We start from the raw sequence: 15,471 nt of genomic DNA on the forward strand, positions 1-15,471 counted from the left end.
ACAAGTTAAATCAAAGGTCATCTTTTCCTATAAATTCCATTACTTATCTATAAATATTCATGGCTAAAATGAATTGGTTCGGTTGTGATTGGCACAGCTGTTGAGTAAGGAAGTGGGACTAATGTTGAAACGTAAAGCTCTACAATTAGCAGTATCGGTCGGCATGGCGGCAATGTCTGGTGCTGTTTATGCGAATGGTTCAGACATGACAAATCCAGATTCTGGTGTCGTGGTGGGGTATTGGCACAACTGGTGTGAGGGTGGTGGTTACCAAGGCGGTAATGCGCCATGTGTGACACTGGACGAAGTGAACCCGATGTACAACATTGTGAATGTGTCATTCATGAAGGTTTACGACGTGGCTGATGGTCGAATCCCAACTTTTAAACTGGACCCAACCATTGGGCTTTCAGAAGAACAGTTTATTGACCAAATCTCTGAACTCAACAAGCAAGGTCGCTCTGTACTGATAGCGCTGGGTGGTGCAGATGCACACGTAGAGCTTGAAACCGGTGACGAAAGAGCCTTTGCTGATGAGATCATTCGACTTACTGAACGCTACGGCTTTGACGGTCTTGATATCGACCTAGAGCAAGCGGCAGTAACCGCAGCAAACAACCAAACTGTAATTCCAGATGCACTAAAGCTAGTGAAAGAACACTATCGCGCTGAAGGCAAAAACTTCCTTATTACTATGGCGCCTGAATTCCCGTATCTAACGACTGGCGGAAAATACGTACCTTACATCGACAATCTAGAAGGTTACTATGACTGGATTAACCCACAATTTTACAACCAAGGTGGCGATGGCATCTGGGTTGAAGGTGTTGGTTGGATCGCTCAAAACAATGATGCGCTAAAAGAAGAGTTCATCTACTACATTTCTGATTCTCTAATCAACGGTACGCGTGGCTTCCACAAGATCCCACACGACAAACTTGTGTTTGGTATCCCTTCAAGTATCGATGCAGCAGCAACCGGTTTTGTTCAAGAGCCACAAGATTTGTATGACGCGTTCGATAGCCTTACGGCGCAAGGTCAGCCTCTGCGCGGTGTAATGACTTGGTCTATTAACTGGGACATGGGTACTAATAAGAACGGCCAGCAATACAACGAACAATTTATTAAAGACTACGGCCCGTTTGTTCATGGTCAAGTGACACCGCCGCCAGTTGAAGGTGAACCTGTACTGAAAGGTGTTGAGAACTCGCGCGTTTTACACGGAACGGCTTTCGACCCAATGGAAGGCGTAACCGCAACAGATAAAGAAGATGGCGACTTAACATCATCTATTGATGTTGAAGGTTACGTTGAAACCAGTGTTATCGGTACTTATGTTCTGACTTACCGTGTGAAAGACAGCGACAACAATGAAACAACCAAAGCAAGAACAGTAGAAGTTTATAGCCAAAAACCCGTTTTCGATGGCGTATCAGATACAACAGTAATACTTGGTACTGCATTTGATCCGATGGCTGGTGTGACTGCAAACGATGCTGAAGATGGTGATCTAACGAGTTCGATTACACACACAGGCAGTGTCGATGTGAATGAAATGGGCAACTACACGCTTGTATATAGTGTGACAGACAGTGCTCATCAAACCGTCACTGCAGAGCGTAAAGTGTCTGTGACTGATGGTTCTAACTGTGCAGCAGCATGGGATGCCGGCACCGTTTATGTTGAAGGTGACCAAGTATCACACGATGGCGCAACGTGGGAGCGGGTTGGTATACTCGCGGTGAAGAGCCAGAACGACAGGTGAGTGGGGCGTTTGGAGAAAGGTTTCAGACAGCTCATGTGGTGGCAACCCTGATCCAGGTGACGACCCAGAACTGAACGTATCTGGCCTTAAGTCAGAATATGTACTGAATAACGGCAATGTACGTTTAGAGTTCACACTGACATCAAACGAAGCGCTAGATGTGACAGCGATGGTAATTGACAGCGCAGGTACTGTCGTTGAGCAGACAAAAGTTAACCTAACTGACAGCCGTGCAATCACAACGGATCTGTACGATGTAGCCGAAGGCCAATACAAGCTTGAAGTCGTAGGTAAAGCAACAGACGGCGAAATGGTAATGATCGATAATTCATTCGCTATCAAAGAAGAGGGCGGCACAACGCCACCTCCAGGTGATTACCCTCCGTATGAAGCCGGAACGAATTACGAAGCGGGCGATATTGTAGTCGGCAGCGACAATGGTTTATACGAATGTAAGCCTTGGCCATACACGGCTTGGTGTGCAAGCGCATCTTACGCTCCGGGAGATAGCCAATATTGGCAAGATGCTTGGACAAAGCTTTAATCAACTAGCTCTGTAGACTAAGCACCATAAAGTAAAAGATCAAAGAGAGGCCATCATGCCTCTCTTTTTATTTGGGTAATCCACTCATGAGTTCGGTGTTATTGATGTCACCACTTTTACTGACGGCACATATAGCGGCTAGGGCGACAAGAGACTTTGCTTTAGATCAAAATAAGAGTGATTATCAATTGTATTACTTGTCTGAAAACTGCACTATGCGCTCACTGAATTTTCAATTTTGTAAATATTTAAATAATGAATCTTGCGCAAGTCGATCTTAACCTCTTAGTCATCCTCAAACACCTTCTTGAAGAAAAACACGTATCCAACACCGCACTAGCCCTTGATATGAGTCAGCCAACCGTGAGTCGGTTCGTTGCAAAAGCTACGCACGGTGTTTAACGATGACTTGTTAGTGAGAGCGGCTTACGGTTATGAGCTAACACCAAAAGCAGAAGCCATTAAACAAGATCTTAATTCTGTACTGACACGTTTAGAGAAGCTAGTTCACGGCGATGTTTTTGAACCACAAACGAGTGACAGCACCGTTCGTTTTTCGGCTTGGTTCCACAGGTTTCTCACTTGTTACCTAAGGTCGTTTCTGAGATTCGCAAGCAAGCACCGAACATGGTAGTCGATATCGATTCCATTCCGAAGCGTCATTTCGAGCCTTTACTGTCTGGTGATGCGCACTTCGTACTGTCGACACATGAGCCATTAAGCTCAGAGCAGAACTTGTACCGAATGTTCGTGATCAGCCGTGATTATCGTTTATTGATGAGCAAAGACCATCCGTTGGCAGATAAAGAGATCACAGTCGATGACTTGCTTAACAGTCAATTAGGTCAGATCTCATTGCAAGGGGACAAGAAGCTCTCTATTGAGAACCGATTTAAAGATCTAGGTTTGATTGATAAACAGCGCCAGTTATCGATTCCAATTCAGTTGTCTAACTTCAACATCGCTGCAGATATTGCAGAGACGACTGACATCATCTTCCACCTTCCTACACCGTTTGCTACGCAAGCGGCCAAGCAACGTGACTTAATTTGTAAACGTGTGCCGAAAGCGATCAGAAGCCCGTCAGAAGATGTGTACCTTTACTGGCATAAACGTTTCCACAATGACCCTATGTGCCGTTGGGTGCGAGAGCTATTCAAAGACCTATACGCTTGAATCATTCGAGTGATGAATGTAATCTTTGAGTATCTATAGGAGTGAATATGGATCTTTTAACTTATTTGAAAGGTGAATAGCGAGAATCGATTTTGACATGAAACTTTCATTGATAAGAGTGGTAGTAGGTTGTTTAATGCAAACCATTATCATTATCATTACCAATTACATATAAGAATGAATATCATGTCTGAGAGATCCCTTTTACTCGTAAGCCTTTATCGATCGCAGTCGCTGTTATTTGTACTTCACTTTCGCCAAACCTATTAGCGCAAGAGGAAGTGAAGGATATAGATGAGCAAATGGTGGTTACGGCAACTCGTACAGAGATGGCGTTAAAACAAGCACCAGCTTCAATGTCGGTTATCACTGCTCAAGATATCGAAGACAGCCCAGGTATTACCTTGGCAGACATCGTTGCTGAATCAACGAGTGTTGAGTCTGACTTCGATAGCACACGTGCTGGCCGTCAAATGATCTCTATTCGTGGTATGGATTCTGATTACACGCTCATCATGGTAAACGGCCGTCGTCTAAGTTCGGCAAGTGCCATCATCCGTGGCAACGACTTCGACCTTTCTACTATCCCTGCTGATTCGATCGAACGTGTTGAAATCATCCGTGGCCCAATGTCTGCACTTTACGGTTCGGATGGTATGGGTGGCACAATTAACATCATCACGAAGGCTCCTGAAAACGATTGGAGCTCTACACTAAGCATGGACAACTCTTCACCTATGGATGGTAACGGCGGCCAAGAATACTCGGTTGGCTTAACCACATCAGGTGCTCTAATTGAAGATGAGTTGTACGCACGTGTTTCTGTAAACCAAACCAGTCGTAATGCATGGCAGCCATACTCAGGTACACACAGTTCTGGTTATGATCGTGAAGATATTACTGCATTAGAAGGCCGCGACACTCTTAGCCTATTAGCAAGCCTTTCATGGCACGCGACGGATAATCAAACCATCGATTTTGATTTTGGTTACAGCGACGACGAACGTGAATCAGCGGCAAAAAGTGCAAAATCGGTTATTGAGTCAGACACTCGTGTAGTGCGTCACAGCCAAGCAATTACACACAGTGGTTTCTGGAGCTGGGGTGATACTCAAGTTCGTTATTCACGCGAAACGTAACAGATAACGATGCCGCCGATCTAGGCAACAACTTCAGCAGCGATATCGAAGAGCTAACTCAAATTGTTGAAGCATCTGCTACTACTTACCTTGGTGACAGCCACACGCTGACATTTGGTATGGACTACCAGTTAAGTGAATTAACTAACAAAGAAAACCTATCAAGCGGAACTTCTGAAGCATATCAAGGTGCATTGTTTGTACAAGACCAATGGGTCATGACAGACAGCCTAACCGCAACGATCGGTGGTCGTTTGGATAAGCACGAATTGTACGGCGAAGAGTTCAGCCCACGTGTGTATTTGGTTCACCAAACAACGAATGACCTAATCATCAAAGGTGGTGTAGGCAAGGCATTCAAGGCGCCAACATTGACTCAAAACCAATCTGACTACACAGTATCAAGCTGTAAGGGTGGTTGTGCGTTGGTGGGTAATGAAGACCTAAATCCAGAGACAAGTATTAACTACGAACTTGCGACGGTATACACACAACCACGTTGGAATGTAGAAGCAGCATTGTTCCGTAATGAGATTAATGACCTAATCGAAAGAACGCAGGGTTACTGCCCGCAAGGTGGTGATTGGAACGAAAGTGCTCTTCAATGTGAAAACCCTGACGGTACACCAACGGGAGATTTAGGCGCGAAGACGTACCAAAACGTGTCTGAAGCTATCATTCAAGGTGTTGAGCTTGGCGGTATGTACCAAATCTCTGACGAGTGGGCAGTTTCTGGTAACTACACTTACCTAGATACAGAAGATAAGTCGACAGGTGAAGAGCTACTTGAGCGTTACAAGCATTCAGGCTTTGTGAAGCTTAACTGGAACCCAACTTACGATCTAAGTACCTTCGTCAGTGCGCGTTACCGTGGTGAGCGTCAGATTGACGGCGACCTAACGCAAGACGCTTACACAACATTGAACATCGGTACGGTTTACAATGTGAATGATTCAGTGCGACTACGCGCAGGTATCTCAAATCTAACAGATGAGTCAGTATCGGAAGAGTTAGAGTACATTGGTTATGTTGAAGAGCCACGTACTTACTACGTAGGTATGACTGCAGACTTCTAATCAACCTGCGTTTGATTCGATAGATAAATTTAAAACAAACAACCCACAGGACTTAACGTCGTGTGGGTTCTTTGATTTGGGAGCTCGTAACTTGGTGAGCTTAGGTGTCGAACAGTATTAGCTTTTACACAAGTAATAAGAGCATTGCCCGATTGGGTATCCCACGGCAACAACTTATCGTAATCGTGTTCAAAGACATGAACTTCAAAGTAGGCTTTGAGTATTTCAATCAACTCTTGGAACGAGAAGGCCACCATTGGGTGTTCATCATTCCATATTTGACTTTCGCCAGCGGTTGTCTTCTCTATACTGAGTTTCAACGCCTGTTTGTCACCTTCGCCTGAATAATACCAACCCGAACGGAAAGTAAAATCATCCTGCTCTTGGTTAGTTGTGTGTCGAACAAAAGATCATTACAGATCTTGTCTTTGTCGACCACATTGAAGCAGAACACACCGCCTTGTTTTAGCGCTTTATGAACGCTGGCAATGCACTCTTTTAACTTCTCAATACCATCGTTGTAGTGGATGGAATACAAGAAACAAGTTATAAGGTCGAACGGCTCAGACACTTCAAAATTACTCATGTTCTGCACTGAAAAGTTAGCTTCAGGGCAGCGTATTTGAGCGATGTCTAACATGGGCTGGTTTAGGTCAAGTCCATTGCTTTGATAGCCGTAATCAATAAAGTAACGAACGTGAGGACCCGTACCACAACCAAGGTCTAGGTGAGTTTTCCTTCATTTCCAAAAATCTGATGTAGCCTACGAAACCGCAGTTACTTTGCGCTTGGTAGTCAATATCAACACACATTAAATCATAGTAACCAGATAGGTCGGTATAGAGCGCGTTGGCGGACATGTTTGCCTGCAGCATTTGCTGAAAAAATTGGGGTGGCGCATAGTAAACTAGAACTTAAAAATAACAAGAAAATCTTGGTTCAGTTTACTGGTTTAAATGACCTTTTCTTAATGCTTAGCAATTGTTTCATGAGCAACATTCTACACATGCGCCTTCGTGGTTTACCGAGACTCTATTTTTCCGTTTGATTTAGCACGATAGAGCGCGTCATCTGTAACTCGAATCAATGTATTGAGGGAATTGCTGGTACGAAGGATGCAGCTGTCGGTAATGCCAATACTGACGCTTGATTGAAACTTGGTGCGGTTGAACCCCAAGAATTGATGAGTTCGAAACTCTTCGCAAATACGCTCCCCACCACTCGTGCTTGAGAATCTGCAGTATCGAGGGCGGTCGCGTGAGTCGTTTGTTTTTTGGAAAGAAGACGATAAATTCTTCGCCACCCCAGCGTCCAACCACGCCGTTCAAGGCTTTGACGTGCTTCTTAATGGTATTCGCGAGGGTGCGAATTACATCGTCGCCAACACTGTGCCCAAATTGGTCGTTAATCTTTTGAAGTCATCAATATCAAGCAGTAGGCAAGACATCTCAGTTTGTTCTTTTAACGGCTTCTTTAACCAATCGTAAATGGCACTGCGGTTGAACACCTGCGTTAAGTCGTCGTGAAGTGCGCGGTGCATGGTTCTTGTTCTAATATCACCTTATCGGAAACATCTTCTACTACCACTTGAATGGCTTTCTCGCCTTCCCAGTTGATGATGTTGTCGTAGATATTGAAGTGTTTTTTACTGCCATCAAAACATTGGTTTTCAACCACCGAACTGAAGCTTGGCGTATCACCGGCAAGAATACTCTGGCAGCGTCTCATGGCGTTGGTACGATTGTCCGGCGGGATAATTGAAATGATGGAATCCATGGCAAGCACTTCTTCTATTGATTTGGCGCCTAGCATTTCAACCCATGCTTGATTGACCATAAGCGGTTTGAAGTTTCGATGTACGAGCACGCCTTGTTTAGAGCTATTGAGCAGAGCTCGATACATCTGATCCTTTTCTTTATGGCGTCGCTCTGCGGCGATGACAGACGTGATATCAATGAGCATGACGCGAAGTGCAGGGCGATTATTGACCATAATGCATTGAGCGAGGCTGAACAATGAGAGGAAATTTCCTTTCACGGGGACATCTGTATAGATCTTACCGTTTTGCAGTTTGCCTTTAATCGCAGAAAGGTAACGTTCACGGACAGAGCCGCGATAATGCTTGGGTATTAGCGAGTAGACAAAATCAACGTTGTTGAGAAGAGCTTCGCGGGTATCGTAACCGAAGATCTTAGCGATGTTTTGGTCGACATCGATGACACGGTGATCTTGTAGCGTAATGTAGCCCTGTGCAGAATCGAAATTCTGGCAACGTGTGGCTGTGGTTAAATCTAATTGGATACTCATATTGACCTGACTACTTATCCTCTCACCGGAAACAGGTGCTTTTTATGAATGGTGGTGTCGTGAATAGATTTTGATTGCTGTATATCGGCAAGGTCTTTAAACACGCAGCACGACAAATGTCGCGAGACTATGTAAGTAAAGTATAATATTCGTAATCTTTCGAGGGTACCGTAATTTTACTGTATCGAAAATGGATTAAAAATTTATTAAGGATAATTAAAGGCTTATGGAAATAAAAATTGATGACTTGTCTGGCGGAGAGGTGATTGGGCTACTTGAAGAACATTTAGCTGATATGTACGCGACATCGCCACCAGAAAGCGTTCATGCACTTGACCTTGATGGGCTAAAGTCACCAGAGATAACATTTTTCAGCGCATGGCAAGACAGCCAGTTACTGGGCTGTGTCGCGATTAAAGAGCTGGATACTCAACATGCTGAACTTAAGTCGATGAGAACTTCTCAATTTGCACGTAAATCTGGTGTTGCTAGCCAACTTCTGCAACATGTTTTGGATACAGCAAGCGCTCGCCAATATCGACAAATCAGCTTAGAAACTGGCTCTGAAGATTACTTTAAACCTGCGCGTAACTTGTATGAGAAATTTGGCTTTGGTTATTGCGAACCTTTTGCAGATTACGAGCTCGATCCTCACAGTCAATTTATGACTATCGAACTGCGCTAGTGCAAGCTCAGAAGCTAATGTCCAAAAACAAAAAGGTTGCCGATAGCAACCTTTTAACTCTGAATCAATAACAGATGATTAAAGCGTTAGCGAGTTTCTAGCTCCGCGAAAATGGCTTCGGCATCGACAACGCTTCCTGAGATTGAAAGTGTGCTGAACGGAACCAAATCGTCAGGGCTAGAAGGCTTTTTAACCAGCAGCTCAGGGTAGACTTTCGATTCGCCCATCAACATTGCCTTGAGCTCTTTGACGGATAGGTCAGGGTAGCGAGACCAAACTAATGCCGCGACGCCAGACACGACAGGTGCAGCCATGCTCGTACCACTTTTCGAACCATAGGTGTTACCCGGTGTGGTTGACAAAATGCGGTAGCCCGGAGCAAACACATCAACTGATTTCTGACCAAAGTTACTGAAGCTTGCGACTAAGGTTTCGTCTGCGTATTTCGCAGATGCACCCACATCTAACCATGTTGAGATAGGCTTCGAGCGGTAATGCTTAGCGTAGCGGTTTGGAAAGCTTGGTTTGATGTCGTTGTCGTTACGGCTGTTACCCGCAGAGTGAACAATTAGCACGCCTTTACGAGCCGCATAACGGAAAGCATGGTCGACAATGTACTTACGTGGTGAATAACTTTTACCGAAACTCATATTGATGATTTTCGCGCCGTTATCGACTGCGTAACGCACGGCGTTGGCAATGTCTTTGTCTCGCTCATCGCCGTTTGGAACCATACGTACTGCCATGATTTGAGCATGATCCGCGACACCATCAATACCGATAAAGTTATTACGTTCTGCTGCAATAATTCCGGCCACGTGAGTACCGTGTGAACCTACAGGACCTTTTACATCGTTGTTTCCGTATCCTTTTTCCCAAGGGTTAGAAATGTCGTCCCAAACAATATCACCACGTGTATCAAGATCTAGATTAAGGTGGAAATCTAAAGAGTCTTGATAGCGACTGCGACGTGATTCTAGATATTCAAATGAGTACCATGAATCAAACACACTCAAAAGTCCTTCAGCAGCGGTTACGACGCTAGCGTTCTCGCTATCTAATAGTGTTTTTAAACCGTTGGTAGAAAAGTCTTTCTGATCGACGTATTGAAGAATTTGTTCTTTGAACGCATTGGCTTGCTCAGTTGCTGTCGTTACGCGATTCAATGCATCTTGGTCATCTTTCAAAGAAGACAAGTAATCCGCTTCTACCGCTTTAAAGTAAGCTCGCTTCTTACGCGGAATCCAATGACCCTTCTCTTTTAGCTTAAGGTATTTTTGTATTCTCTGGTGACTTCTAATGTATCTTGATCCACGTTAATGCCGAGTGAGTTACCAAGAAAGTTCCAACCGTGGACATCATCGATGTAGCCATTGCCGTCGTCATCGATTCCGTTGTCGGGGATCTCGTCTTCGTTGGTCCATAGTTTGTTTTTAAGATCTTCGTGTTCCACATCAACGCCCGAATCAAGAACGGCCACGATGACAGGTTGTGGTTGAAGAGGGGGCATTAAGTAGTCGTATACCACATCAGAAACCCACGCCTTGAGTCTGGTGTAACTTGCCGAGAGGTTAAACCAATCGCCACGTTGTTCGTCAGCGTTACTCATCATCCTCATAGAGAAAAATGCGGGTTGGATGGTTTCTCGTGAGTAATCCTCAACTATCGTCCCTTTTACATCCTGAATGAAGGGCGAGTTGGTAGGTTGCAGCTCTGGACTATTTTCATTAAGAGCCGAGGCAGATACGTGAGCCGAAGCCATAATGGCCAAAGCGAGAGTGGTAAGTCTGTGTCCGTGATTCATCTGTGTTGCATCCTTATCATTGTGAGACTGAATAGTTGTTTGCCTAAAACGGATACTTAGGAAAGTTGTTTAAGAAGCACTTGCTAAGTTCGTTATACGAGTGGGAAAAAGCCCGCTCAAAAAAGCAGTCAAAAGGTAATATGCAATCAGACTTGTATCATTCGTTCGGTCAATGAAATGGTAGGAAGATCTCACTGTGATCGATTTTAAAGTCTTAAAGTTTGAGCTGAATTCTATTAATAAAAACAATATTTATAAAATAAAGACACAAGAATAAAGGTGTTTAAAATCAATTGATTAGTTTGTTAATTATTTGAAATGCACGTGAAAACTAAAGTGAGAGTCAGTCTTAGAAAAAGCGGATGTGTGCATTTAAGTACTGCTATTTCCGCTTCTCCAATCGTCAAATACATGTGATAAGAGGCGCTGATGGTGACAGGCCACTTGTTAACAATATGATAATTTGGCTACTATTATCGCCCATACACTCGTAACTACTTTTAAAGACCTTTCTCATGTCGACTTATTTTGCTGGTTTTTCTCTTGGTCTTTCGCTGATTCTTGCGATTGGTTCTCAAAACGCGTTTGTTTTAAAACAAGGTCTCAAGAACCAACATGTTCTGGCCATTTGTGCGGTGTGTGCGATTTCTGATGCGCTGCTGATCAGTTTTGGGGTAACGGGCTTTGGTGCGATTGTTAAACAGTTTCCACAAATAGAGCAATTTGCTCGTTATGGCGGAGCTATCTTTTAGGCGTCTACTCGTTTCTTAAGCTTCCGCTCTGCATTCACTGAAAACCACGCTCTGGAAGCAAGTGCAGAAACTAAAGATTCATTAACCAAAGCGATAGCCATGTGTTTGGCGTTCACTTGGCTAAACCCGCACGTCTATTTGGATACGGTAGTCCTGCTTGGTTCTATTTCGACTCAATATCAACCTAATCAAATGTTATTTGGCGCAGGGGCGGTAACGGCTTCGTTTGTGTTCTTCTTTTCGCTAGGTTATGGCGCTCGATTCTTGGCACCAATGTTTAAGAACCCAAGAGCATGGAAGGTATTAGAATTTATCGTCGGTGTGATCATGGCATCTATTGCAATATCTTTGATCGTTTAATCGACCAGATTTGGTGATTCAAAGTTTCTGTATTTCACTATTTCCATAAAAATGGAATTATTTTTCGTCTTTTGGTTTTGGTGTTCGTCTTAGGGGGTAAACAGAAATTAATGACCTAATTCGAGTCACCATGATTAAATTGATTAGCTTTAAAAATTGCCCATTTGTTCAACGTGTTATGGGTTCGCTTGTAATGAAGAATGTACCGTTTGAAATTGAATATATTGAACTAAGCGACAAACCACAGTGGTTCTTGGATATTTCGCCAAACGGTCAAGTGCCTGTGTTAGTGACTGAAAACGACACGGTATTATTTGAGTCTGACGCTATTGTTGAATACCTAGATGATAAATATGCGCCAATTGAAGAGGTGACTGCCGAGCAAAAGCATTAGACCGTGCTTGGTCTTATCAAGCGAGTAAACATTACATGCCTCAATGCGGCACTATGGGTAGTAAAGATAAAGAGACCTTTGAAACTCGTTTGGCAAATCTTCAAAAGCCTTCCTAAAAGCAGAAAAGAAACTAGGCGAAACAGTATTCTTTAAAGGCGATTACATCTCTAACGTCGACATTGCTTGGCTACCGTTATTACACCGTGCATCGGTGATCAAAGAGCGTTCTGGTTTTGATATGTTGGAAGGTTTCCCAAAAGTACAGAAGTGGCAAGCGGCTTTGATTGAATCTGGATTGACCGATAAAACCGTTCTGAGGATTTTATTGAGAAATTCAGTGGCTTCTATTTAACGAACAACTACTTGGCAAGCCTAGCAGAAGCTCGTTAATAATATTTATACAACTTGATATATATTTTAATAGCAGGTCGTACTAAATAAATCACCTCAAAAAAATAAAACTCCTCTATTTAAATATAGTGTGAGTTTTTTAATTTTATGAGTAAGAAAAACAATCCAAACAACTAATTTTAGTTACTTCTCTCACATCGTAATTAGCTAGTAAAATTAATGATTTAAGCTGGTTTTATAAGTCAAATAACGGCTTGTCTATTTTTAATTTCAGTCATTTCATTGCAATGAAATTATCAATTCTCACAAATGAGACTTTGTTAGATATCACCATTTGTTCATTTGATGAACACAAAATGTTGTGATAATTTCTCATTCACTCTATAAGTGAACAGTGTTTTATTATTCGTTTGGAGTTGTTTATTTAATTTATTTTAAACAGTAACGCAACCGGTGGAATAGTGTCGGATAACTACCAGCGATTGGTTAACGTTACTGTAGGACAAACTAAAAAGGGTATTTTCATGCTTAAATCAACATTTCTATTGGGCCTAGTTGGCTTGGTTTCACTTCCTACTTTTGCTGCTGGTATTGAAGGTGGTCCATACATTGGTGCTGGCCTTGGTGTATATCAAGATTCAGATACTGACGGCGCAGGCAGTTTAGACGCTGAAAGCATGGGATATAGCCTTTACGGTGGTTACCAATTTAACCGTATCGTTGGTATTGAGCTTGGTTATACAGATTACGCTGATTACGAGTCATATGGCACTAAGGTATTCTCACCAACATCGTTTTCTGTGGCAGCAAACCTAGGCTACACCTTCGACAACTCAATTCGTCCGTTTGTGTTGGCGGGCTTGAGCTATGTCGATCTAAACTCAAACAGCGCTAGTGCTTTTGATGATGACTCTGGTGCAGGCTTCCATTTCGGTGTTGGTGTTGAATACACGCCAGTAGAAAACCTGACACTTCGTCTGATTTCTCAAGCCGATGCAGTAAACATTGAATTCTTCGATAAGCAAACGGGTAATAGACTACAAAGTCGTGATGTTGCGTTCAGCACAGTAACACTGGGTGCTTCATACAACTTCTAATTGCTTAGCATTTGAATTATAGATATAGCCCATGTTGTCGAATGATAACGTGGGCTTTTTTTTCGGGTAATAGATTCGTAAATTATGACTCAATAGGTTCGTAAATATAGTCATAATGTGTAGAATCCTATTTTTGCCAAAGTCGAGAAATACAGATGTCTGAACTAATCCAACAACAAATCGGAAATATCGCGTTAGTCGTAGAGAACTATGATGATGCGATCGAGTTCTATACCAAGAAACTTCAATTCACTCTGATCGAAGACACCAATCTAGGTGGCGGAAAACGTTGGGTACAGGTATCTCCTCCGAATTCAAACGGAACGAACTTATTACTGGCTCAAGCAAGTAATGAAGAGCAGAAGCAGTCCGTGGGTAACCAAACCGGTGGTCGCGTTTTTCTGTTTCTACAGACCAATGATTTTTGGCGTGACTATGAGCTGATGAAAACAAATGGCGTTGTATTCAATGAAGAACCACGAGTAGAAGAGTACGGGACTGTGGTTGTGTTCCAAGATCTCTACGGCAACAAGTGGGACTTACTTCAACTAAATCGCCCAAACCATTAAGCTTTAACTTAGCTAGATTTACACATCAAAACCGCTCTAACTTTGAGCGGTTTTATATAACAAACAACGTTCAATGAAGTGTTGAACACAGAGCCTATAAAGCCTGAAATTAGTTGGTTTTCACAAGCTTATAAAAGGGAAATATCTGAACTATTTTGGTAGATTATGAGTATTACCGACTTCCAGTGAGCAGCAATGAAGATTCTTCACACGTCCGATTGGCACCTTGGCCAAAACTTCTACAATAAAAGCCGTAAGAATGAACACGAGCGGTTTTACAATGGTTACTTGAGCAAGTTACTGAGCACAACATCGACGCGATTATTGTTGCTGGCGATATTTTCGATACCAGTACGCCGCCAAGTTATGCGCGTGAGATGTATAACAAGTTTGTTGTCGACTCGAATAAGATTGGCTGCCAATTGGTGCTATTAGGTGGAAACCATGACTCGGTGTCTGTGTTGAAAGAGACACAGCAATTACTGAAGTACATGGGTGCTGATGTCATCCCAAATACCAACGAAGATCATGCGACACAGGTTGTCGAGCTCAAAGGTAAAACGGGTGATGTAGAAGCCTTGGTGTGTGCCATTCCATTTATTCGTCCTCGCGATGTGTTGACCAGTCAAGCTGGTGTGTCTGGTGTTGAGCGCCAAAAACAGTTGGGTGATGCCATTAAGCAGCATTATCAAAGTGTTTACGATGCGGCTGTCGCAAAGCGTGCGACGTTTGAAAACAGCGAAAACATGCCAATCATCGCGACCGGTCACCTAACCGCAATGGGGTTCAACAGTCAAATTCCGTGCGGGATATTTATGTTGGTAACCTCGATGGTTTTGCTGCTGATGGTTTCCCTGATGCTGATTACATTGCACTTGGTCATATTCACCGCCCACAAGTCGTGGCGAAGCGTGAATACATTCGTTATTCCGGCTCTCCAATTCCACTCAGCTTTGATGAGCTTAAGTCTCAGAAACAGGTCTGTGTGGTCGAATTTGTAGAAGGCGAGCGCACCATTTCTCAACTGGCTGTCCCGACATTCCAACCGCTTGCTGAGATCAAAGGCGACTTGAGTGAAATTGAATCTCAACTGAACCAATACATTGGCTCAGATGGGGAACTGAGTGTTTGGTTGTCGATTGAAGTTCAAGCGCAAGATTACCTTTCAGATCTCCAAGAACCCATGCGTGCCTTGACTGAAGGTTTGAACGTAGAAGTGTTGCAACTTCGCAGAGCGAGAGAACGTCGAAATCAAGCTTTAGAGCAAGAGTCCGCAGAAACGCTGTCTGAGCTGAGCCCTATGGATGTGTTTACTAAGCGTATTGCCTTAGAAGAGTTTGAAACGGACTCTGAAAAAGCGCGCTTAGAGCGAATGACTGTGAAGTTTAAGCAAGTCATGGTTGAAGTGTCTGAAAGCGCTCAAGCACCAAACAAAGTAGAAGAGTAACGAGT

At 43.3% G+C, this 15,471-nt stretch carries 6 protein-coding genes and 8 pseudogenes; 9 read left to right on the forward strand and 5 right to left on the reverse strand.

All coding sequences use genetic code 11. The features are described from left to right. The first annotated feature begins 121 nt into the window (after positions 1–121). From ITG10_RS15530 to ITG10_RS15540, 3 pseudogenes are all read left to right on the forward strand, one after another. A pseudogene (locus ITG10_RS15530) lies at positions 122–2,309 on the forward strand (immunoglobulin-like domain-containing protein). Between the two features lie 255 nt (positions 2,310–2,564). Continuing rightward, positions 2,565–3,485: pseudogene (locus ITG10_RS15535) on the forward strand (LysR family transcriptional regulator). A 186-nt stretch (positions 3,486–3,671) separates the two neighbouring features. Further along, a pseudogene (locus tag ITG10_RS15540) lies at positions 3,672–5,700 on the forward strand (TonB-dependent receptor). A gap of 122 nt (positions 5,701–5,822) precedes the next feature. On the opposite strand, the pseudogene ITG10_RS15545 reads toward ITG10_RS15540, so the two are convergent. From ITG10_RS15545 to ITG10_RS15560, 4 genes and pseudogenes are all read right to left on the reverse strand, one after another. Then, positions 5,823–6,560: pseudogene (locus ITG10_RS15545) on the reverse strand (class I SAM-dependent methyltransferase); the annotation flags it as partial. A 207-nt stretch (positions 6,561–6,767) separates the two neighbouring features. Beyond that, the gene (locus tag ITG10_RS15550; RefSeq protein ID WP_348983571.1) at positions 6,768–7,109 is read right to left on the reverse strand and encodes a diguanylate cyclase; all 342 of its coding nucleotides are present in this window, start codon (positions 7,107–7,109) and stop codon (positions 6,768–6,770) included. Next, a complete protein-coding gene (locus tag ITG10_RS15555; protein ID WP_248386487.1) occupies positions 7,070–7,240 on the reverse strand; it encodes a diguanylate cyclase in 171 nt (56 codons plus the stop codon). The genes ITG10_RS15550 and ITG10_RS15555 overlap by 40 nt, the downstream gene beginning before the upstream one ends. After that, a complete protein-coding gene (locus ITG10_RS15560) occupies positions 7,213–8,007 on the reverse strand; it encodes a PAS domain-containing protein (protein ID WP_248386488.1) in 795 nt (264 codons plus the stop codon). Before ITG10_RS15560 ends, ITG10_RS15555 begins: the two co-directional genes overlap by 28 nt. A gap of 226 nt (positions 8,008–8,233) precedes the next feature. Between ITG10_RS15560 and ITG10_RS15565 the strand changes: the two genes are divergently transcribed. Continuing rightward, entirely contained in the window at positions 8,234–8,692 is a 459-nt protein-coding gene (locus ITG10_RS15565; protein ID WP_248386489.1) for a GNAT family N-acetyltransferase, read from the forward strand. 86 nt (positions 8,693–8,778) lie between these two features. On the opposite strand, the pseudogene ITG10_RS15570 reads toward ITG10_RS15565, so the two are convergent. Continuing rightward, positions 8,779–10,496: pseudogene (locus ITG10_RS15570) on the reverse strand (S8 family peptidase). A 515-nt stretch (positions 10,497–11,011) separates the two neighbouring features. On the opposite strand from ITG10_RS15570, the pseudogene ITG10_RS15575 reads away from it, so the two are divergent. The 5 genes and pseudogenes from ITG10_RS15575 to sbcD all read left to right on the forward strand — a co-directional run bounded on the left by ITG10_RS15575 (position 11,012) and on the right by sbcD (position 15,466). Continuing rightward, positions 11,012–11,608 (forward strand): annotated as a pseudogene (locus ITG10_RS15575) (LysE/ArgO family amino acid transporter). A gap of 130 nt (positions 11,609–11,738) precedes the next feature. Next, a pseudogene (locus ITG10_RS15580) lies at positions 11,739–12,392 on the forward strand (glutathione S-transferase family protein). 485 nt (positions 12,393–12,877) lie between these two features. Further along, entirely contained in the window at positions 12,878–13,450 is a 573-nt protein-coding gene (locus ITG10_RS15585) for a porin family protein (protein ID WP_017629819.1), read from the forward strand. A 155-nt stretch (positions 13,451–13,605) separates the two neighbouring features. Then, positions 13,606–14,019 (forward strand): VOC family protein, encoded by a 414-nt coding sequence (locus ITG10_RS15590; protein ID WP_017629818.1) that lies wholly within the window; start codon positions 13,606–13,608, stop codon positions 14,017–14,019. Between the two features lie 195 nt (positions 14,020–14,214). Beyond that, a pseudogene (sbcD, locus tag ITG10_RS15595) lies at positions 14,215–15,466 on the forward strand (exonuclease subunit SbcD). Positions 15,467–15,471 lie beyond the last annotated feature (5 nt).

This window comes from Vibrio sp. ED004, assembly GCF_023206395.1.
Lineage (GTDB): Bacteria > Pseudomonadota > Gammaproteobacteria > Enterobacterales > Vibrionaceae > Vibrio.

Coding starts and splice junctions, on each gene's coding strand:
- ITG10_RS15565 (WP_248386489.1), top strand. CDS start 8,234: ATGGAAATAAAAATTGATGACTTGTCTGGCGGAGAGGTGATTGGGCTA.
- ITG10_RS15585 (WP_017629819.1), top strand. CDS start 12,878: ATGCTTAAATCAACATTTCTATTGGGCCTAGTTGGCTTGGTTTCACTT.
- ITG10_RS15555 (WP_248386487.1), bottom strand. CDS start 7,240: ATGCACCGCGCACTTCACGACGACTTAACGCAGGTGTTCAACCGCAGT.
- ITG10_RS15560 (WP_248386488.1), bottom strand. CDS start 8,007: ATGAGTATCCAATTAGATTTAACCACAGCCACACGTTGCCAGAATTTC.
- ITG10_RS15590 (WP_017629818.1), top strand. CDS start 13,606: ATGTCTGAACTAATCCAACAACAAATCGGAAATATCGCGTTAGTCGTA.